The following is a 19490-nucleotide window of genomic DNA, read 5'->3' as shown; positions in this document are numbered from 1 at the left end:
CAAGTCAGCCCGCGATCAGCTTCTGCACCAGCTCCGCCGTCGTGGCCGCCGCGTACTTGCGCATCAGCCGCGCTCGGTGCAGTTCCACCGTGCGGTGGCTGATGCCCAGTGCCTTGCCGATCTCCTTCGAGGTCAGGCCGCGCATCACCTGGGCCGCCACCTCGCGCTCGCGCGGCGTGAGCTGGGCCTTGGTCGCGCGGCGCGAGCCCAGGTCCTCGAAGGTCCAGATGCCCGACTCGTGCGGGATGGCGCGGTTCATCGCATGGCCGGTGACATGGCACCAGAAGGTCTCGCCCGCGATCGCGCCGTGCAGGCTGCCGAGGCGGCGCATCATGCGGTTGTCGGCGTAGTGCCCGCTGGCATTCATGATCGGCTCCATGCGCTTGCCGATGCGCTCGAACTCGGCGAGGCTGGGGTAGAGGATGCTGAACGAATGCCCCACCAGCGCGGAGGGCGTTGCGCCGAAGATCTCGCACACGCGCCGGTTGCAGGCCACGATGGCGCGGTGGCGCGACACCACCATCCCGACCGGGGCGTGCTCGAAGGCCAGCCGGTAGTCGATGTCGGGCGTTGCCGCCTCAGCCTTGCGATCGGTCGTCTCCTGCATCGGGGGTCACCATTACGAAATACTACGTATGCGGGTACGTAGTATCGTTCAGGGCTTTCCCACCCACTCTCGACACAGCCAATCAAGGAGCACGAGTGAACAAGATCTATCCCTCCGCCGAGGCGGCGCTCAAGGGGGTCGTGGCCGACGGGCAGATGCTCGCGGTCGGCGGCTTCGGCCTGTGCGGCATTCCCGAGGCGCTCATCGACGCGCTCAAGGATTCCGGCGCGCAGAACCTCACCGTGATCTCGAACAACGCGGGCGTCGACGGCTTCGGCCTCGGCAAGCTGCTCGAGACGCGCCAGATCAAGAAGATGATCGCCTCCTACGTGGGCGAGAACAAGGAATTCGAACGCCAGTACCTGGCGGGCGAGCTCGCGCTGGAATTCACGCCCCAGGGCACGCTGGCCGAGAAGCTGCGCGCCGGCGGCGCCGGCATCCCGGCCTTCTTCACCAAGACCGGCGTGGGCACGCAGGTCGCCGAAGGCAAGGAACTGCGCGAGTTCGACGGCGAGACCTACGTGATGGAGCATTCGCTGGTGCCCGACGTGGCGCTGGTCAAGGCCGACGTGGCCGACAAGTCGGGCAATCTGCGCTTCCGCCTGACGGCGCGCAACTTCAATCCCGCGGCCGCGATGGCCGGCAAGATCTGCATCGTCGAGGTCGAGAAGATCGTCGAGGTGGGCGAGCTGGCCCCCGACGACATCCACCTGCCGGGCATCTACGTGCACCGCCTGGTGCTCAACGCCACGCCCGAGAAGCGCATCGAGAAGCGCACCGTGAGCGCCGGCGTCGATGCCGCGGCCGCCAAGGTCGAGGCCCAGACGGCCATCGCCCAGGCCGCCGCCGGCAGCGAAGTGCCGGCCAAGGTCGTCAACAAGAAAGAAGGAGCCTGAGATGCCCTGGACCCAAGACCAGATGGCGGCGCGCGCCGCGCAAGAGCTGGAAGACGGCTTCTACGTCAACCTCGGCATCGGCATCCCGACGCTGGTGGCCAACCACACGGGCACCAAGGAAGTCTGGCTGCAGAGCGAGAACGGCATGCTGGGCATCGGCCCGTTCCCGACCGAGGACCAGGTCGACGCCGACCTGATCAACGCCGGCAAGCAGACCGTCACCACGCTGCCGGGCTCGGCCATCTTCGGCAGCCACGACAGCTTCGCGATGATCCGCGGCGGCAAGATCAATCTCTCGATCCTCGGCGCGATGCAGGTGAGCACCCAGGGCGACCTCGCCAACTGGATGATCCCCGGCAAGATGGTCAAGGGCATGGGCGGCGCGATGGACCTGGTGGCCGGCGTCAAGCGCGTGATCGTGCTGATGGAACACGTGGCCAAGAAGAAGGACGGCACCGAGGACTTCAAGATCCTCGAGAAGTGCACCCTGCCGCTGACCGGCGTGGGCGTGGTCGACCGCATCATCACCGACCTCGCCGTGATGGACGTGGTGCCCGAGGGCCTCAAGGTGATCGAACTCGCGCCCGGCGTGAGCTTCGATGCGCTGCAGGCCAAGACCGGCGCCAAGCTGATCCAGTAAGGCGAAGGCCGCAACGACGAACGAAGGGCAGGGCCGCGCGAGCGGGCCCTGCCTTTTTTCATTGGAGAGAACGAAAGATGAGCGCGAGCGACATCCTCCACGACCTCTGGCGCCAGGCCGGCCTGCCGGCCGACGCACTGCCGCTGGCGCGGCTCACGGGCGCCGACCCGGTGCTGCCGTCGTCCTTCGCGGTCGGCGCGGCGGCGCAGGGCAGCATCGCCGCGGCCGCGCTGGCGGCCTGCGAACTCGGCCATGCGCGCGGCGTGCCGCGCCAGGCGGTCGCGGTCGACATGCGCCATGCCGCGCTCGAATGCACCGGCTGGTTCAGCCTCGACGGCCGCGTGCCCGAGCTCTGGGACGCGTTCTCGGGCCTCTACCGCACCTCCGACGGCTGGGTGCGCATCCACGCCAACTTCGCGCACCACCGCGAAGGCGCGCTGCGCCTGCTGGGCCTCGATCCCGCGACGGCCGTGCGCGCCGATGCCGAGGCCGCGATGGCCGGCTGGCGTGCGCTCGACTTCGAGGATGCCGCCGCCGCGCGCGGGCTGGTGGCCACCGCGCTGCGCCGCTTCGACGAATGGGATGCCACGCCGCAGGGCCAGGCGATCGCCGCGCAGCCGCTGTTCACCATCGAGCGCATCGGCGACGCGGCACCGCTTGCATTGCCGCCGCTGCGCGAGGACCAGCGGCCGCTCGCGGGCCTGCGCGTGCTCGACCTCACGCGCATCCTGGCCGGCCCGGTCGGCGGGCGCGCGCTCGCGGCCTACGGGGCCGACGTGCTGCTGGTCAACTCGCCGCGGCTGCCCAACATCGAGGCCATCGCCGACACCAGCCGCGGCAAGCTGTCGACGCACGTGGACCTGCGCACCGACGAAGGACAGGCGGCACTGCGCCGGCTGGCCGGCGAAGCGCATGTGTTCGTGCAGGGCTACCGGCCCGGCGGCCTCGAGGCGCTGGGCTTCGGGCCGGCGCAGCTCGCGGCGCTGCGGCCCGGCATCGTCTGCGTCTCGCTCACGGCCTATGGCACGCAGGGCCCGTGGGCCGGCCGCCGCGGCTTCGATTCGCTGGTGCAGACCGCCATGGGCTTCAACCAGGCCGAGGGCGAGGCGGCCGGTGACGGCAAGCCGAAGCCGCTGCCGATGCAGATCCTCGACGAGGCAACGGGCTACCTGATCGCCTTCGGCGCGGCCGCCGCGCTGCATCGCCAGCAGCGCGAGGGCGGCAGCTGGCAGGTGCGCGTGTCGCTCGCGCAGACCGGCCACTGGCTGCGCGGACTCGGCCGCGTGCCCGGCGGGCTTGCCACGGCCAGGCCCGACATCGCGCCCTATGTGGAAACCGAGCCCTCGGGCTTCGGCGAACTCGCGGGCCTGCGGCACAGCGCGCTGCTCGCGCGCACGCCGGCTGCCTGGCCGCGGCCCTCGATGCCGCCGGGCAGCCATCCGGCGCAGTGGCCTTAGGCCCCGAGCGCCGCGCGCACCTTGTCGCCGAGGCCGCGCAACCGCTCCACCGGCTCGTTCGAGAACACGAAGCGCAGGTACTGCGCGCCATGGGTCTCGCCCCAGCCCTGCATGGCGGTGGCGCACACGCGTGCCTTCAGCAGCCGCTCGGAGAGCGTCTGGCCGTCGATGCCGAAATCGCTGGCGCGCAGCAGCATCGACCAGCCGCCGGCCGGCACGCCCACGGGCAGGCCGCGCAGCTCGTCGAGCAGCGTGTCGCGCCGCCGCTCGAGCTCGGCCACGTAGGGCGCCAGCGTGCGCGGCGACTGCGCGAGCGCGGTGGCGACCGCGTCCTGCGCGATGCCCACCGGCACCACCACGTTGGCCAGCGACACCGCCACCAGGTCGGGCATGTAGCGCTCGGGCGCCACGGTCCAGCCCACGCGCCAGCCGATCATGCGCAGCTCCTTGGCCGACGAGCCCACGGTGATGGTGCGCTCGGCCATGCCGGGCAGCCCGGCCGGATGGATGAGCGCGCGGCCGTCGAACAGCAGCCGCTCCATCGCGGCATCGAGGATCAGCGTCAGGTCGTGCTGCACGCACAGCGCGGCGATCGCGCACCAGTCGTCGGCGTCGAAGAAGCCGCCCGAGGGCATCGAGGGCGACATCAGCAGCATCGTGCGCACGCGCGGGCCCACGGCGGCGCGCAGCGCCTCGCGGTCGAGCTTCCATTCGCCGCCGGGCGTGAAGCGAAACGGCACGTACTTCGGCGTGCCGCCCGCGAGCCGGATGCGGTTGAGCAGGCCGGCATAGGTCGGGTCGGTCACCAGCACCTCGTCGCCGACCTCCACCGTGGCCAGCAGGGCATTGAGGATGCCCGAGAGTCCGCCGGCCGAGATCACGCAATGGCGCGCCTCGTAGGCCACGCCCGAGAGCTCGGACACATGGCGCGCCGCGACCTCGCGCAGCCGCGCCTGGCCGACGAAGGGCAGGTAGCTGTTGTCCGCGTCCTCGGTGGCGGCGCGCACGGTGCGCGCCACGGCCTCGGCATCGGGCGGGATGTCGACGTCGAGGTTCTCGAGCCGCAGGAAGGGCGGGCCCTCGGCGTCGTCGGCGATGGCGCCCATGCGGTCGACGCCGATGCCGGCGATGTGGGTCAGGCGGGCGGGGCGGTGGCGTGGCATGCGGGCGTCTCCTGGCAGGCGTTGTCCGCGCATTCTGCGGCCGGCGCGCGCGCGTTCACACCCCCAGGCCGGCCGCGAGTTCGCGGAAGATGCGGTAGAGCGCGGGCTGTTCCTCGAAGCCGATGCCCGGCGCCTCGGGCAGGGTGGCGTGCCCGTTCTCGATCCGGACCTCGCGGCTGAAGCCGCCGAAGGGGCCGAACAGGCCCGGATAGGACTCCGCGCTGCCGAGCCCCAGCCCCGCGGTCGCATGCAGCGACATCAGGTTGCCGCCGTGCGGCACGATGTTCTCGCGCGCCACGCCGTGGGCCCGTGCCAGCGCCACGATGCGCTGCAGCTCGAGCAGGCCGTAGGCCAGCGGCGGATCGGGCTGCAGCACGACGCGGCCTTCGAAGCCGCCGTAGCGCAGGAAGTTGGCGACCTCCTCGCGCGAGAACAGGTTCTCGCCGCCGGCGACGGTGCCCGCATAGGCCTCGCTGACCGCGCGGTAGGTCTCGAAGTCGGCCGGGTCGCAGGGCTCCTCGAGCCAGCGCAGGCCGTAGGGCGCGATGGCGCGCGCGAAGGCCAGCGCCTCGTCGCGCCCGAAGGCGCAGCTCGCGTCGAGCGCCAGCCGCGCGCCCGAGCCCACCAGTGCCAGCACCGACTCGATGCGCCGCAGCTCGGCGGCCAGCGGCAGGCCGCCGGCCTTGATCTTGAGCTCGGTGTAGCCGGCATCGAGATGGCCGCGCACCTCGTCGCCGAGCCGGGCCAGGTCGTCGTGGTCGCGGTAGAAGCCGCCGCCCACGTAGCAGCGCACCGAGCGCGCGGGTTCGATGCCGGGCTCGCCCATGCGCTGGGCCAGCACCCGGTACAGCGGCAGGCCGCGCATCTTGCCGACGATGTCCCAGAGCGCGAGTTCCAGCGTGCCGACCGCCATCGAGCGCTCGGCATGGGCGCCGGCCTTCTCGCGCCGCAGCATCAGGTCGAGCGCGCGTTGCGGGTCGACGATGCCGCTGTCGGGGTCGTTGAGTTCCGCGGGCGTGGCGCGCAGCAGGCGCGGGATGAAGCGCTCGCGCAGCGGCCCGCCGCAGCCGTAGCGGCCGAAGGAGTTGAAGGCATGGCCGACGACGCGGCGGCCGTCGCGGAACTGGTCGGTGACGACGGCCACCACGCTGGCGGTGATCTCGCTGAAATCGATGCGCGCGTTGCGCAGCGAGGAGGCGATGGGAACGGTGCGTTCCGCGATGCTGAGGATCTTCATGGGCGGTGCGGCATCAATCGACCACGGCGCCGGTGCTCTTCACGATCGGCCCCCACTTGTCGTACTCGGCCTGGATGAAGGTGCCGAAGCGCTCGGGCGTGGCATGCACGGGCGCGCTGCCGAGCCGCGCGATCTGCTCGCGCACGGCGGGCGTGTCGAGCGCCTGGCGCGCGGCCTCGTTGAGCCGCTCGACGATGGCGCGCGGCGTGCCCGCCGGCGCCATCAGGCCGTACCAGGCGAGCGCCTCGTAGCCGGGCACGCCGGCCTCTTCCATCGTCGGCACCCCGGGCAGCAGCGGCGAGCGCTGGCGGCCGGTGACGGCCAGCGCGCGCAGCCGTCCGGTCGCGAGGTTGGGCATGGCCGAGACCATGCTGTCGATCGCGAAGTCGATCTGCCCGCCCATCAGGTCGGTGGCCATCGGCGCCTGGCCCTTGTAGGGCACGTGCGTGAGCGCCACGCCGGTCATCGAACCGAGCAGCACCGCCGACAGGTGCTGCGGCGTGCCGTTGCCGGACGAGCCGAAGCTGTACTTGCCGGGGTTGGCCTTCAGCAGCCGCAGAAACTCCGCCGCGCTGCGCGCCGGGTGAGCGTCGTTGACCTCGAGCACCAGCGGCACCGCCGCGAGCTGCACCACCGGCACCAGGTCTTTCAGCGGGCGATAGGGCAGCTTCGGATAGAGCCAGGGGCTGATCGCCAGCGGCCCGCTCGAGGACAGCAGCAGCGTGTAGCCGTCGGGCTTGGCCTTGGCCACGACGTCGGTGCCGATGTTGCCGCCGGCGCCGACCCGGGCCTCGATCACCAGCGGCTGCCCGAGCGCGGCCTGCAGGCGCGGCGCGAGCAGGCGCGCGAGGGCATCCGAGGGACCGCCGACCGGGTACTGGATGACGACGGTGATGGGCTTCGAGGGATAGGCCTGCGCGGCGGCCGGCGGGCTCGCGGCGACGGCGGCGAACAGCGCGAGCGCGGTGGCCAGGCGGGCGAGGGGATGGGTCTTCATGCGTGTCTCCTTGTCGATGGAACGCGTCAGCGATGGACGCGGGAATTCGTGGTCTCGATCGCCTGCACGAGGCGCGCGATCTCGTCGTCGTCCGTGAGGTAGTGCGGCGTGAACCGCAGCACGCCCGGCAGGGCCGCGGCCTCGAGCGCCCAGCGCGCGTGCTGCGGGCCGACGAAGGAGGCGTGGACGCCCGCGTCGGCGAGGCGGCGGACGAAGGCCGCGCCATCGCCGAAGGCCTCGGGAAGGCGGTAGGTCAGCAGCGCGCTGCGATCGGGCTGGCCGGCCTCGAGCGGCTGCCAGCCGAAGCGTTCCTGCAGCGCATGCGCGAGGCGCTGGCGAATCAGCGCGTTCTGTCGCGCGATGCGCGCCGGGTCGACCGCGAGCGCGTAGTCGCAGGCCGCGCCCAGCGCCAGCCGCAGGCCCGGATGGAACTCGTGGCCCTCGAAGCGTCGCGCATCGGACCAGGGCCGCAGGTGTTCGGCATCCAGCCACTGCGCGCCGGCCACGTCGATGGCATCGGGCGTGCCCAGCGCTTCGAGCGCGCGTTCCGACAGGCACAGCACGCCCGCGCCGCGCGGGCCGCGCAGCCACTTGCGCGTGGGGAACACGAGCACGTCGCAGCCGAGCGCCTGCAAGTCGACCGGCCCCTGGCCCACCGCATGGCTGGCATCGAGGAACAGCAGGCCGCCATGCGCGTGCACGCAGCGCGCCACGCCGTCCATGGGCGTGGCCGCGCCCCAGGCGGTCGGTACGGCGGCGAGCGAGACCACGGGGCGGCGGCCGGCGGGTGCGTGGCGCAGCGCATGGTCCAGGCGCTGCGTCAGCGGCGTCGCGCCGGGCCGCGTGCCGATCACCGAGAAGCCGAGCCGCCGCTGTTGCGCCGCGTTCAGCAGGTGGAGCGCGTTCGCGCCGTATTCGTCGTGGGTCGTGATTACGTGAGGGGCATGGGCGGCGCTCATCGCGGTGGCCCAGGCCTGGCTCGCGGAGCCCAGCAGCGCGACCTGGTGCGGTTGCGCATTGACGAGCCGCGCCACGCTGGCGCGCACCGCATGCAGCGCGTCCGCATGCCGCTCGGCGGCGCGGTGCGTGCCCAGCGTGCGCTCGGCCTCGAGCCAGGCCTGCCATTGCGCGTAGACGGGCTCGGGCGGCAGGCTCGCCGAGCCATGCGCGAAGTGCGCGCCGGCGCCCCAGGCGGGTGTGTCGCGGCGCAGGCGCGCGAGCTCGGCTTCGGTGAAGGGCGCGGCCGCGACCGGTTCAGTGGCGATCGCCGGCATCGACGTCGAGTGCGGCGAGATCGAAAGCCTGGTCGCGCAGCGCCTGCCGCAGCGACTCCTGCCGCTGCGCATCGAGCGCCTCGAGCGGCGGCCGAACGCGCGCCCATTGCGCATCGCCCGTGGCCATCGCGATGGCCGACTTCATGGCGGGAATCAGCGGATGGGCCGCGAACTTCGCGCGCACCGCGTTGAGCGCCGCCTGCCGCGCATCGGCATCCGCGTCCTGCCACGTCTCGAAGAGGCGCACGATGGCGCGGGGATTGACGTTCGCGGTGGCCGAGATGCAGCCCGCGCCGCCGTGGCGCAGGGTGTCGAGCAGGAGGGTCTCGGTGCCCGCGAAGACCTCGAAGCCCGCGGGGCCGAACTGCCTGATGGTGCGCGCGGTGTAGTCCCAGTCGCCGCCGGTGTCCTTCATGCCGGCGACCGTGCCGGGGTAGCGCTTGAGCAGGCGCTCGACCAGCGCGTGGGAGAAGCCCACCTGCGCCACCGGCGGGATGTGATAGAGGTACAGCCGCAGGCCGCTGTCGCCGACCCGCTCGATCACCTCGCTGAAGAAGGCGAACAGGCCGTCGTCGGTGACGCTCTTGTAATAGAAGGGCGGCAGCGCCAGCACGCCGGCGCAGCCATGGTCGACCGCGCAGCGCGTGAGCCGCACCGCGTCGGCCAGCGAGCAGCTGCCGGTGCCCGGCAGCATGCGCGCGGCGGGCACGCCCGCGGCCACGGCCTGCCGCAGCAGCTCGATGCGCTCGTCGACCGAGAGCGAGTTGCCTTCGGAATTGGTGCCGAACATCGCGAGCCCGCAGTCCTGCGCCACCAGCCAGCGGCACAGCCGCAGGAAGCGCGCGGCGTCGGGCTTCAGCGCGGCGTCGAAGGGGGTGAGGACCGGGGCGAGCACGCCGCGAAGGCGTTGGGGAGTGGGGAGCGGCATCTGGATTCCAGCAAGGGTTCGGGGTGCCGGAATTCTTGGGGGCCGAGGCCTCCAGCGGGTTGCCGATCGGGCGCCGGGTTTTGCGAAAGCCGCAAAAGATCGGAATGCCGAAGTAGCCAGGCCTCGGTGGGGCGAAAGTAGACTCGGATGGCCGCCCACTTTTGAGAAAGCCGCAAATGATCGACCTGGTCAGCCTGAAGGATTTCCTGGTCCTGTGCCAGACGCGCAGCTTCAGCCGCGCCGCCGAACGCTGCCATGTGTCGGTGTCGGGACTGAGCCGGCGCATCCAGGGGCTCGAGCAGTGGATCGGCGCGCCGCTGTTCGACCGGCGCACCGCGGCGCTCGAGCTCACGCAGCCCGGCGAGCGGCTGCAGGCGATCTCCTCGGAGGTGGTCTATGCGCTGGAGGGGTTGCGCAAGTCGATCAAGGCCGATGGCGAGGACCGCCAGCTGCGCATCCGCTTCGCGGCGCCCCACATCATGTCGGCCGTGTTCTTCCCCGACTGGGTGCCGCGGCTGCACAACGACTTCCGGACCGCCAAGTTCAGCGTCAGCTCCGACAACCTGCCCGAGTGCTTCGAGATGCTGGCCGAGGGCTCGGCCGATTACGTGGTCGCGTTGTTCGACGAGGCCGGCGCCGTGGCCGCGCGCGCGGGCTCGGCCTGCGAGGCGGGCGACTGCCTGTCGCTGGAGCTGGGACGCGAACGGCTGGTGCCGGTGAGCGCGCCCAATGCCGCGGGCGGGCCGTTGTTCGACCTGCGCGATCCCGCCGGCGGGCCCGTTTCCTTCCTTGGCTATGCCGAGGAATGCCACCTCGGCTGGTCGCTGGCGCCGCTGCTCGAGCGCCATGGCGAACTGCGGCTGCAGCGCCACCACGAGGCCAGCCTGACCGACGGACTGCGCTTCATGGCGCTGTCGCGGCTGGGCGTGGCCTGGCTGCCGCAGGCGCTGGTGCGCGAGGACCTCGATGCCGGGCGCCTCGTGCGGGCCGGCGGCACTTCGCTCGAGGTGCCGCTGCGCTTCATGCTGATGCGCCGGCGCGCGCCGCTGGCCGAGCAGGCCGAGCGGCTGTGGCGCCATCTGGGCGAGCTGGTGCGCGCCGACGCGCCCGCGCAGGGCGAGCCGGTCCTCGAGGGCGTGGCTTAGGCGCCCGCATCGGGCAGCAGCAGGTCGCGCTGCGCCTGCGCGGTCTGCTGCAAAAACTCCCAGGTCGCTTTCATGCGCGCGAGGTGCTTGGTCTCGGCCGGCATCGACATCCAGAAGGTGCGCGTGAAGTTCGCCTGGCCCGCGAGCACCGGCTGCAGGCTGCCGTCGCCCTCGGCCAGGAAGGCCGGCAGCACCGCGATGCCCGCGCCCGCGGCCACCGCGCGGTGCTGCGCCAGCACGCTGGTGCTGCGCAGCGCGAAGCTGTCGGGGCGGTGCAGCTCGTCGAGGTACTGCAGCTCCTTGCTGAACAGCAGGTCGTCGACATAGCTGATGAAGGTGTGGCCGCGCAGGTCCTCGCGCGTGGCGATCGGCCTGTGCGCCGCGAGGTAGGGCTTCGAGGCGTAGAGGCGCAGCGTGTAGTCGCTGAGCTTGGTGACCAGCACCGGCCCGCGCGCCGGCCGCTCGAGCGAGATCACGATGTCGGCCTCGCGCCGCGACAGGTGCACCAGCCGTGGCATCGCCAGCAGGTCGATGGTCAGCCGCGGATGCTGGCGCGCGAACAGCGCGAGCTGCGGCGCCAGCACCGCGGTGCCGAAGCCCTCGGTGGCGCCGATGCGCACCAGCCCCGAGAGCCCTTCCTGCGAGGCCGGCGCCGTGCTCTCGACCGCGAGGAAGGCGCTCTCCATCGCCTCCACCTGCGGCTGCAGCCGCCGGCCGGCCTCGGTGAGCCGGTGCCCGCCGGCCTCGCGCGCGAAGAGCGGCGCGCCCACCTCCTTCTCGAGCGCCTGGATGCGGCGCGCCACCGTCGTGTGGTCGACCTCGAGCCGGCGCGCGGCGCTCATCAGCGTGCCGGAGCGCGCGAGTTCGAGGAAATAGCGGAGGTTGTCCCAGTCCATCAGTTCTTTCTGAATGCGGGAACCGGACGCAGAGGACGCGAAGGTTCCGCGAAGGACGCGAAAGAAATCAAAAAAGTGAATTCGTTTGTTTTGCGCTCTTCGCGGAACCTTCGCGTCCTCTGCGTCCTTGTTCCTGTGTTCTGCGTTTTTGCAAAACCCCAGCGCAATTTTGTCTATTGTCATAGCAAAACTGCAAAGCTACGATGCCCGCTGTTCCGCCGCCTTCGGCACCGCATTCACAGGAGACAAGCACATGGACGCCAGCACCCAGCCCTCGACCCAGATCGCCACCGTCAAGCTCTTGATCGGCGGCAAGTTCGTCGAGTCGAAGACCACCGAATGGCGCGACATCGTCAACCCGGCCACGCAGCAGGTGCTGGCCCGCGTGCCCTTCGCCACCCAGGATGAACTCGACGCCGCCGTCGCTTCGGCCAAGGACGCCTTCAAGACCTGGCGCAAGACCCCGATCGGCGCGCGCGCGCGCATCTTCCTCAAGTACCAGCAACTGATCCGCGAGAACATGGCCGAGCTGGCCGCGATCCTCACGGCCGAGCAGGGCAAGACCCTGCCCGATGCCGAGGGCGACGTGTTCCGCGGCCTCGAGGTGGTCGAGCACGCCTCGAACATCGGCAACCTGCAACTCGGCGAGCTGGCCAACAACGTGGCCAACGGCGTCGACACCTACACGCTGCTGCAGCCGCTGGGCGTGTGCGCGGGCATCACGCCGTTCAACTTCCCGGCCATGATCCCGCTGTGGATGTTCCCGATGGCCATCGTCACCGGCAACACCTTCGTGCTCAAGCCCTCCGAGCAGGACCCGATGGTCACGATGCGCCTGTGCGAGCTCGCGCTCGAGGCCGGCATCCCGGCCGGCGTGCTCAACGTGGTCCACGGCGGCGAGGCCGTGGTCAACGGCATCTGCGACCACAAGGACATCAAGGCGATCAGCTTCGTCGGCTCGACCAAGGTCGGCACCCACGTCTACAACCGCGCCACCCTGGCCGGCAAGCGCGTGCAATGCATGATGGGCGCGAAGAACCACGCCATCGTGATGCCCGACGCCAACAAGGAACAGACGCTCAACGCGCTGGCCGGCGCGAGCTTCGGCGCCGCGGGCCAACGCTGCATGGCGGTGTCGGTGGCGGTGCTGGTGGGCGACGCGCGTAAGTGGGTGCCCGAGCTGATCGAGAAGGCCAGGACCCTGAAGATCGGTGCCGGCACCGAGAAGGGCGTGGACGTGGGCCCGCTGGTCTCGTGCGCGGCGCACGACCGCGTCAGCAGCCTGATCGAACGCGGCCTGGCCGATGGCGCCGAGCTCGTGCTCGACGGCCGCAAGCCCAGCGTGCCCGGCTACGAGAAGGGCAACTTCGTCGGCCCGACGATCTTCACCGGCGTGAAGCCCGGCATGACCATCTATGACCAGGAGATCTTCGGACCGGTGCTGTGCGTGGCCGATGCCGAGACCATCGACGAGGCCATCGAGCTGATCAACAGCAACCCGAACGGCAACGGCACCGCGATCTTCACGCAGTCGGGCGCCGCGGCGCGCCGCTTCCAGGAAGACATCGACGTGGGCCAGGTCGGCATCAACGTGCCGATCCCGGTGCCGGTCCCGATGTTCTCGTTCACCGGTTCGCGCGCCTCCAAGCTCGGCGACCTGGGCCCGTACGGCAAGCAGGTCATCATGTTCTACACGCAGACCAAGACCGTGACGGCACGCTGGTTCGACGACAGCACCGTCTCGCACGGCGTCAACACCACCATCAGCCTCAAGTGAGGAAGCGCCTTCGCGTCGCGGCCTGGGGCGCGGTGGCGACGCTCGCGCTGCTCGCCGGCGGCGCGCGGGCGGCCGCCGACGCCGGCGCGGACGACTGCGATCCCAACGGGAACCAGCAGCAGATGAACGCCTGCGCGGCGCGCGATTTCCGCGCCGCCGATGCGGCGCTCAACATCCGCTATGGCGAGGTGATGAAGACGCTGTCGCCGTCGATGCGCACCGCGCTGCGCAACGAGCAACGCGCCTGGCTCAAGGGCCGCGACCCGGCCTGCAAGCGCGCGTCGAAGGCCAACGAGGGCGGCTCCATGTGGCCGCTGGTATTCAATTCATGCCTGGAGAAATCGACCCGGAAACGGACCGCCGAACTGGATCGCTGGAAGGGTCGCGAACAATGAACTTCGAACTGTCCGAAGAGCAGAACGCCTTTGCGCAGACCGCGCGCGATTTCGCGCAGGCCGAATTCGCGCCCCATGCGGCGCAGTGGGACGCCGAGGCCTTCTTTCCGAAGGAGGCCATCGCCAAGGCCGGCGAGCTGGGCTTCTGCGGCCTCTACGCGCCCGAGCGCATCGGCGGCCTCGGCCTGCCGCGGCTCGATGCGGCGCTGGTGTTCGAGGAGATGGCCGCGGTCGACCCCTCGACCACGGCCTTCATCACCATCCACAACATGGCGACCTGGATGCTCGGCACCTGGGCCACCGATGCGGTGGCGCAGCAGTGGGGCGAGGAGCTCACGAGCGGGCGCAAGCTGGCCTCTTACTGCCTCACCGAGCCGGGCGCCGGCTCGGACGCGGGCTCGCTCAAGACGCGCGCCGAGCTGCAGGGCGCCGAATACGTGATCAACGGCGGCAAGGCCTTCATCTCGGGCGCCGGTTCCACCGACGTGCTGGTGCTGATGGCGCGCACCGGCGGCGCGGGCGCCAGCGGCATCTCGGCCTTCGCGGTGCCGGCCGACGCGCCCGGCGTGAGCTACGGCAAGAAGGAACACAAGATGGGCTGGAACAGCCAGCCCACGCGCACCATCAATTTCGACAACGTGCGCATCCCCGCCGCAAACCTGCTGGGCAAGGAAGGCGAGGGCTTTCGCATCGCGATGAAGGGGCTCGATGGCGGGCGCATCAACATCGCGACCTGCTCGGTGGGCGCGGCGCAGGGCGCGCTCGACGCGGCGCGCCGCTACCTGCACGAGCGCCAGCAGTTCGGCAAGCCGATCGCGAGCTTCCAGGCGCTGCAGTTCAAGCTGGCCGACATGGCGACCGAGCTGGTGGCCGCGCGCCAGATGGTGCGGCTGGCAGCGAGCAAGCTCGACGCCGGCCACGCCGACGCCAGCACCTATTGCGCGATGGCCAAGCGCTTCGCGACCGATGCCGGCTTCAATGTCTGCAACGACGCGCTGCAGCTGCACGGCGGCTACGGCTACCTCAGCGAGTTCCCGCTCGAGCGGCTGGTGCGCGACACCCGCGTGCACCAGATCCTCGAGGGCACCAACGAGATCATGCGCGTGATCGTTGCGCGAAAATTGCTGGAAGGGGACAGCGATATCCGCTGACGCCCCACATCCGGAACCCCTCAAGACAATGACCGACTCCGTAGTTCTCTTCGACGAAATCAAGACCGCCGGCGGCCAGCGCTTCGGCGTCGCCACGCTCAACGCACCCGCTTCGCTCAACGCGCTGTCGGTGGACATGGTGCGCCTGCTCACGCCCAGGTTGCGCGAATGGGCGAAGGACGACGGCATCGTTGGCGTGCTGCTGCAGGCCGCGGGCGAGAAGGCCTTCTGCGCGGGCGGCGACCTGCGCCAGCTCTACCAGACGCTGCTCGAATGCGGCCCCGAACGCAACACCTACGCCGAGGACTTCTTCCGCGAGGAGTACGAGCTCGACCACCTGATCCACACCTTCCCGAAGCCCTTCCTCTGCTGGGGCCACGGCATCGTGATGGGCGGCGGCGTGGGCCTGATGTCGGGCTGCTCGCACCGCGTGGTGACGGCGCAGAGCCGCATCGCCATGCCCGAGATCAGCATCGGCCTGTACCCCGACGTGGGCGGCAGCTGGTTCCTGCGCCGCACGCCGGGCCGCACCGGCCTGTTCCTCGCGCTGACGGCCGCGAACCTCAATGCCGCCGACGCGATCTTCTGCGGCCTGGCCGACGTGCTGGTGCCGCAGGAGCACAAGGGCCAGGTGCTCGAGGCCATCGCCGCCGCGAGCTGGGCCGGCGAAGGCAAGGCCGACCGCGCCACGCTGTCGCGCATCCTGGCCAAGGCCGGCGAGGGCGCCGAACTGCCGGCCTCGAAGGTGCGCGAGCACTACGACACCATCAATGCGCTGATGGCCGGCGACGACCTGCTCGACATCGCGCAGCGCCTGCGCGGGCTGCAGAGCGACGACGCCTGGCTGCAGGGCGCCGCCAAGACCTTCACCAAGGGCGCGCCGAGCTCGGCCGCGTTGAGCTTCGAGCTCTGGCAGCGCGTGCACCGCATGTCGCTGGCCGAGGTGTTCCGCCTCGAGTACTGGGCCTCGCTGGGCTTCTGCGCGCACAAGGACTTCGCCGAGGGCATCCGCGCGGTGCTGATCGACAAGGACCGCAATCCCAAGTGGTCGCCCGCGAGCATCGAGGAGATCACCCAGGCTTTCATCGACGACCACCTGCGCCCGCGCGGCGAGATGCCGGCGGAGCTGGCCACGCTGAAATAAAGACACTCAATCCTTCGGAGACAACACATGAAGATCGCATTCATCGGCCTCGGCAACATGGGCGGCCCGATGGCCCTCAACCTGCTCAAGGCCGGCCACACGCTCAGCGCCTTCGACCTCTCGGCCGACGCCTGCAAGAAGTTCGCGGGCGAGGGCCTGCCGATCGCGAAGTCGGCGGCCGACAGCGTGGCCGATGCCGAGGTCGTGATCAGCATGCTGCCGGCCAGCGCGCACGTCGAGGGCCTGTTCCTCGGCGGCGCGGGCAAGCCCGGGCTGCTCGAGAGCATCCAGGCCGGCGCGCTCGTGATCGACAGCAGCACCATCGCCGCCGCCACCTCGCGCAAGGTGGCCGAGGCGGCCGCCGCCAAGGGCATCGCGATGATCGATGCGCCGGTGTCGGGCGGCACGGGCGGTGCGATCGCGGGCACGCTGACCTTCATGGTCGGCGGCGAGACGAAGGACCTCGAGCGCGCGCGGCCGGTGCTCGAGAAGATGGGGGCCAACATCTTCCACGCGGGCGCCGCGGGCGCGGGCCAGACCGCCAAGATCTGCAACAACATGCTGCTCGGCATCCTGATGATCGGTACCTCGGAGGCGCTCGCGCTCGGCGTGGCCAACGGGCTCGATCCCAAGGTGTTGTCGGAGATCATGCGCCGCAGCTCGGGCGGCAACTGGGCGCTCGAGAAGTACAACCCGATGCCCGGCGTGATGGAGGCCGCGCCGGCCTCGAAGAACTACGCGGGCGGCTTCGGCACCGACCTGATGCTCAAGGACCTGGGCCTGGCGCAGGAGAACGCGACCGCCGTGCGCGCCTCGACGCCGCTGGGCGGCATCGCGCGCAACCTCTATGCGGCACACAGCCTCGCTGGGCATGGCGCACTCGATTTCTCGAGCGTGCTGAAGCTGTTCCAGAAGCCCTGAGCCGGCACGGCTCGATGACGGACAGCGGCCTCAGTGCCGCTGTTTGCGCTTGTGGGCGGTCTTCTCGGCTTTCTCGAAGGCTTCGTCGCTGGGCGCGCCCTCGCTGCCCGGCTTGCGCATGTGCTCGCCGCTGCCGTGCTTGATGCGCTCCTGCTTGGCGTGGATGTTGGCGTAGAGGCCCTTGGTCTTTCGGGTCGGCATCGCTGGCTCCTTGCTTCGGAACCACCAGCGTGGCCACCGCGCATCGGCCGCCCGGCGCGCGCAGGCCGCGTCGCGGCGTAGGACATCTCGCGCGGCACGTCGTTGCCGCAGCCGGGCGCGGGGCCTTTGCGCGCATCGTCAGAATGGGGGCATGCCTCATGCCACTTCACGTCTACCGCATCGCCTGTCGTACCGCGCATCGGCGAGCCTGCTGCTCGCCGCCTTCATCGCGGGCTGCGCCGCGCCGCCGCCCGCGCGCACGCAGACCCAGCCCGCGCCTATCGCGCCGCGCACCGCCGCGCCTGCGCCCGTTGCGCCGGTTGCACCCGTCGCCGACGATGCCCGCATCCAGCAGGACTTCGAGCGCTGGGTCGCGCAGTTCCGCACCCAGGCGCGCGCCGCCGGCATCGACGAGGCCACCTTGCACAGCGCCTTCGACGGCGCGAGCTACCTGCCGCAGGTGGTGGAGCGCGACCGCAGCCAGGCCGAGTTCGTGCGCGCGGTCTGGGACTACCTCGACACGGCCGTCTCGCCCCAGCGCGTGACGCGCGGCCAGGAGCGGCTGCAGGCGCTGCGGCCCCAGCTCGATGCGGTGGCCGCGCGCTACGGCGTGCCGGGCGAGATCGTGGTCGCGATCTGGGGCATGGAGAGCAACTACGGCGCCAACTACGGCGACATCTCGACCATCGACGCGCTCGCCACGCTGGGCTTCGAGGGCCGGCGCGCCGGCTGGGCGCGCGAGCAGCTGATGGCGGCGCTGAAGATCCTGCAGCGCGGCGACATCCCGCGCGACCGCATGATCGGTTCCTGGGCCGGCGCGATGGGCCAGACGCAGTTCCTGCCGACCGTGTTCCTCGCGCATGCGGTCGATGCCGACGGCGACGGCCGGCGCGACATCTGGGACAGCATGGCCGACGTCACCGCCTCGACCGCGAACTTCCTCCAGCATTCGGGCTGGCAGGCCGGCCAGCCCTGGGGCGTGGAGGTGCGGCTGCCGCCGGGCTTCGACCTCGCGCGCGCCGACGGGCAACTGCGCCAGTCCGCGAGCCAATGGACGGCCGAAGGCGTGCGTGCGATGGACGACGCCACGCCGCTGCCCGCGCTGGCCGATGCCTCGATCCTGCTGCCGGCCGGCGCGCGCGGGCCGGCCTTTCTGGTCGGGCCGAACTTCCGCACCATCCTGCGCTACAACAACGCGACCAGCTATGCGCTGGGCGTGGGCCTGCTGGCGCAGCGCCTCGCGGGCGGGCCCGGCGTGCGCGCCGACTGGCCGCGCGACCTGCAGCCGCTGTCGCGCGCCGAGACGATCACGCTGCAGCAGGCGCTCAATGCGCGCGGCTTCGGCGCGGGCACGGCCGACGGGCTGCTCGGTCCGGCCACGCGCGATGCGATCCGGCGCTGGCAGCGCAGCGTGGGCGAGCCGGCCGACGGCTATCCGACCGTGCAGCTGCTGCAGCGCCTCGCCACGCCTTAGCGCTCATTCGCGCTCATTCGTCGGAGGTCGCGAGCGTGGCCTTCTGGCGCCGCGTCGCGCCCGCGCGCCACAGCGTGAGCTCGACCGCGTCGCCGGGCTGCAGGCGCTCGAGCACGGTCAGCACGTCGTCGGCGCTGCTGACGGCCGCGCCGTCGATCGCGGTGATCACGTCGCCCGGCACGATGCCGCGCTCGCCGCGCGCGAAGGCACGCAGGCCCGCGCGCGCGGCCGGGCTGTCGGGCTGCACGCGCAGGATCGCCACGCCGCGCGGCAGGTCGAGCGCGCTGTTGAGTTCCTTGGGCGCGTAGGTCAGGCCCAGCGCGGGCCGCACGAAGCGGCCGTCGCGGATCAGCCGCGGCACGATGCGGTTGACCTCGTCCACTGGGATCGAGAAGCCGATGCCCGCGCTCGCGCCCGAGGGGCTGAAGATGGCGGTGTTGACCCCAATCAGCCGGCCCGCCGAATCGAGCAGCGGGCCGCCCGAGTTGCCGGGGTTGATCGCGGCGTCGGTCTGGATCGCGCCGCGGATGGTGCGCCGGTTGACCGAATCGATCTCGCGGTTGAGCGCGCTCACGATGCCGGTGGTCAGCGTCTGGTCGAGCCCGAAGGGATTGCCGATGGCGTAGACCTTCTGGCCCACCTGCAGGTCGGCGCTGGTGCCCAGCGGCAGCGGCCGCAGCTTGGCCGCGGGCGCATCGATGCGCAGCACCGCGAGGTCGCGGTCGGGGAACACGCCCACCAGCTGCGCGCGGTGGCTGCTCTGGTCGGCCAGCGTCACGCGCGCGGCGGCCGCGTTCTGGATCACGTGGTAGTTGGTGACGATGTGGCCCTGCGTGTCCCAGACGAAGCCGGTGCCCGTGCCTTGCGGCACCTGCTGCACGTTGAGCGAGAACAGGCCGCGCTCCAGCCCGATCGAGGTGATGTTGACCACCGCGGGCGAAGCGGCCTTGAACACGGCGATGTTGTTCTGCTCGTCGGCCCCGAGCGCGCCGCGCGCGGCGATCGGGCGCGGCGCGGCCTCGGCGCGTGGCTGGGCATGGCCGGGGAGGGCGAGCAGTGTGGTCAGCAGGAGCGGGAGGAGGAAGAGGGTTCGCATGGCGCGGTGGGCATTGAACGGGAGCGGGGCGGACTTTAGCGGGCCGTGGTGACCGGCGATGGATTGCGATCCTCGCGGCGGCGTTCGGTTC

At 71.1% G+C, this 19490-nt stretch carries 19 protein-coding genes; 10 read left to right on the top strand and 9 right to left on the bottom strand.

Annotation, left to right across the window (positions count from 1 at the left end; all coding sequences use genetic code 11):
- Window positions 1-4 precede the first annotated feature (4 nt).
- On the bottom strand, window positions 5-607 hold the full coding sequence (locus tag ACODT0_RS24115) for a LuxR C-terminal-related transcriptional regulator (RefSeq protein ID WP_261206766.1): 603 nt from the start codon (window positions 605-607) through the stop codon (window positions 5-7).
- 95 nt (window positions 608-702) lie between these two features.
- Here ACODT0_RS24115 and ACODT0_RS24110 point away from each other — a divergent pair, with 95 nt between their 5' ends.
- The 3 genes from ACODT0_RS24110 to ACODT0_RS24100 all read left to right on the top strand — a co-directional run bounded on the left by ACODT0_RS24110 (window position 703) and on the right by ACODT0_RS24100 (window position 3600).
- On the top strand, window positions 703-1503 hold the full coding sequence (locus ACODT0_RS24110) for a CoA transferase subunit A (RefSeq protein WP_057595048.1): 801 nt from the start codon (window positions 703-705) through the stop codon (window positions 1501-1503).
- A 1-nt stretch (window position 1504) separates the two neighbouring features.
- Entirely contained in the window at window positions 1505-2143 is a 639-nt protein-coding gene (locus tag ACODT0_RS24105) for a 3-oxoacid CoA-transferase subunit B (protein WP_057595049.1), read from the top strand.
- A gap of 77 nt (window positions 2144-2220) precedes the next feature.
- Window positions 2221-3600, top strand: a complete 1380-nt coding sequence (locus ACODT0_RS24100) for a CoA transferase (RefSeq protein ID WP_489042480.1) — start codon at window positions 2221-2223, stop codon at window positions 3598-3600.
- Here ACODT0_RS24100 and ACODT0_RS24095 read toward each other — a convergent pair.
- From ACODT0_RS24095 to ACODT0_RS24075, 5 genes are read right to left on the bottom strand one after another with little or no spacing between them, the layout of a single operon-like run.
- The gene (locus ACODT0_RS24095) at window positions 3597-4763 is read right to left on the bottom strand and encodes a pyridoxal phosphate-dependent aminotransferase (protein WP_261206774.1); all 1167 of its coding nucleotides are present in this window, start codon (window positions 4761-4763) and stop codon (window positions 3597-3599) included. The two genes, ACODT0_RS24100 and ACODT0_RS24095, sit on opposite strands and share 4 nt — an antisense overlap.
- Window positions 4764-4818: 55 nt before the next feature.
- Window positions 4819-6000 carry an enolase C-terminal domain-like protein gene (locus ACODT0_RS24090; RefSeq protein ID WP_489042479.1) on the bottom strand — a complete coding sequence of 394 codons (1182 nt, stop codon included), beginning with the start codon at window positions 5998-6000 and terminating at the stop codon, window positions 4819-4821.
- Between the two features lie 13 nt (window positions 6001-6013).
- Window positions 6014-6997: a Bug family tripartite tricarboxylate transporter substrate binding protein gene (locus ACODT0_RS24085; RefSeq protein WP_489042478.1), complete on the bottom strand. Its 984-nt coding sequence runs from the start codon at window positions 6995-6997 to the stop codon at window positions 6014-6016.
- A 26-nt stretch (window positions 6998-7023) separates the two neighbouring features.
- Window positions 7024-8271 carry an aminotransferase class V-fold PLP-dependent enzyme gene (locus tag ACODT0_RS24080; RefSeq protein ID WP_489042477.1) on the bottom strand — a complete coding sequence of 416 codons (1248 nt, stop codon included), beginning with the start codon at window positions 8269-8271 and terminating at the stop codon, window positions 7024-7026.
- Complete coding sequence (locus tag ACODT0_RS24075; RefSeq protein ID WP_489042476.1) at window positions 8252-9199, bottom strand: dihydrodipicolinate synthase family protein; 948 nt, start codon at window positions 9197-9199, stop codon at window positions 8252-8254. The genes ACODT0_RS24080 and ACODT0_RS24075 overlap by 20 nt, the downstream gene beginning before the upstream one ends.
- A 176-nt stretch (window positions 9200-9375) precedes the next feature.
- Here ACODT0_RS24075 and ACODT0_RS24070 point away from each other — a divergent pair, with 176 nt between their 5' ends.
- On the top strand, window positions 9376-10344 hold the full coding sequence (locus tag ACODT0_RS24070) for a LysR substrate-binding domain-containing protein (protein WP_489042475.1): 969 nt from the start codon (window positions 9376-9378) through the stop codon (window positions 10342-10344).
- Here the strand turns inward: ACODT0_RS24070 and ACODT0_RS24065 are convergent.
- Window positions 10341-11240 (bottom strand): LysR family transcriptional regulator, encoded by a 900-nt coding sequence (locus tag ACODT0_RS24065; protein WP_057595057.1) that lies wholly within the window; start codon window positions 11238-11240, stop codon window positions 10341-10343. The genes ACODT0_RS24070 and ACODT0_RS24065 overlap by 4 nt on opposite strands.
- A 253-nt stretch (window positions 11241-11493) precedes the next feature.
- Between ACODT0_RS24065 and ACODT0_RS24060 the strand changes: the two genes are divergently transcribed.
- From ACODT0_RS24060 to mmsB, 5 genes are read left to right on the top strand one after another with little or no spacing between them, the layout of a single operon-like run.
- A complete protein-coding gene (locus tag ACODT0_RS24060; protein WP_261206788.1) occupies window positions 11494-13017 on the top strand; it encodes a CoA-acylating methylmalonate-semialdehyde dehydrogenase in 1524 nt (507 codons plus the stop codon).
- Window positions 13018-13049: 32 nt separating this feature from the next.
- Complete coding sequence (locus ACODT0_RS24055; RefSeq protein WP_261206790.1) at window positions 13050-13412, top strand: lysozyme inhibitor LprI family protein; 363 nt, start codon at window positions 13050-13052, stop codon at window positions 13410-13412.
- The gene (locus tag ACODT0_RS24050) at window positions 13409-14563 is read left to right on the top strand and encodes an acyl-CoA dehydrogenase family protein (RefSeq protein WP_261206792.1); all 1155 of its coding nucleotides are present in this window, start codon (window positions 13409-13411) and stop codon (window positions 14561-14563) included. The genes ACODT0_RS24055 and ACODT0_RS24050 overlap by 4 nt, the downstream gene beginning before the upstream one ends.
- Window positions 14564-14591: 28 nt before the next feature.
- On the top strand, window positions 14592-15707 hold the full coding sequence (locus ACODT0_RS24045) for an enoyl-CoA hydratase/isomerase family protein (protein WP_261206794.1): 1116 nt from the start codon (window positions 14592-14594) through the stop codon (window positions 15705-15707).
- Window positions 15708-15734: 27 nt separating this feature from the next.
- Window positions 15735-16628 carry a 3-hydroxyisobutyrate dehydrogenase gene (mmsB, locus tag ACODT0_RS24040; protein WP_296729667.1) on the top strand — a complete coding sequence of 298 codons (894 nt, stop codon included), beginning with the start codon at window positions 15735-15737 and terminating at the stop codon, window positions 16626-16628.
- A gap of 30 nt (window positions 16629-16658) precedes the next feature.
- Here mmsB and ACODT0_RS24035 read toward each other — a convergent pair whose 3' ends face one another.
- Window positions 16659-16829 (bottom strand): hypothetical protein, encoded by a 171-nt coding sequence (locus ACODT0_RS24035; RefSeq protein WP_172705438.1) that lies wholly within the window; start codon window positions 16827-16829, stop codon window positions 16659-16661.
- Between the two features lie 151 nt (window positions 16830-16980).
- On the opposite strand from ACODT0_RS24035, the gene ACODT0_RS24030 reads away from it, so the two are divergent.
- Complete coding sequence (locus tag ACODT0_RS24030; protein WP_489042474.1) at window positions 16981-18303, top strand: lytic murein transglycosylase; 1323 nt, start codon at window positions 16981-16983, stop codon at window positions 18301-18303.
- A 13-nt stretch (window positions 18304-18316) separates the two neighbouring features.
- Here the strand turns inward: ACODT0_RS24030 and ACODT0_RS24025 are convergent, their stop codons facing one another.
- Window positions 18317-19399 (bottom strand): S1C family serine protease, encoded by a 1083-nt coding sequence (locus tag ACODT0_RS24025; protein WP_489042473.1) that lies wholly within the window; start codon window positions 19397-19399, stop codon window positions 18317-18319.
- Between the last annotated feature and the right edge of the window lie 91 nt (window positions 19400-19490).

This window comes from Variovorax sp. FG153 (genome assembly GCF_057809595.1).
This window is presented reverse-complemented; position numbering and strand designations above follow the sequence as displayed.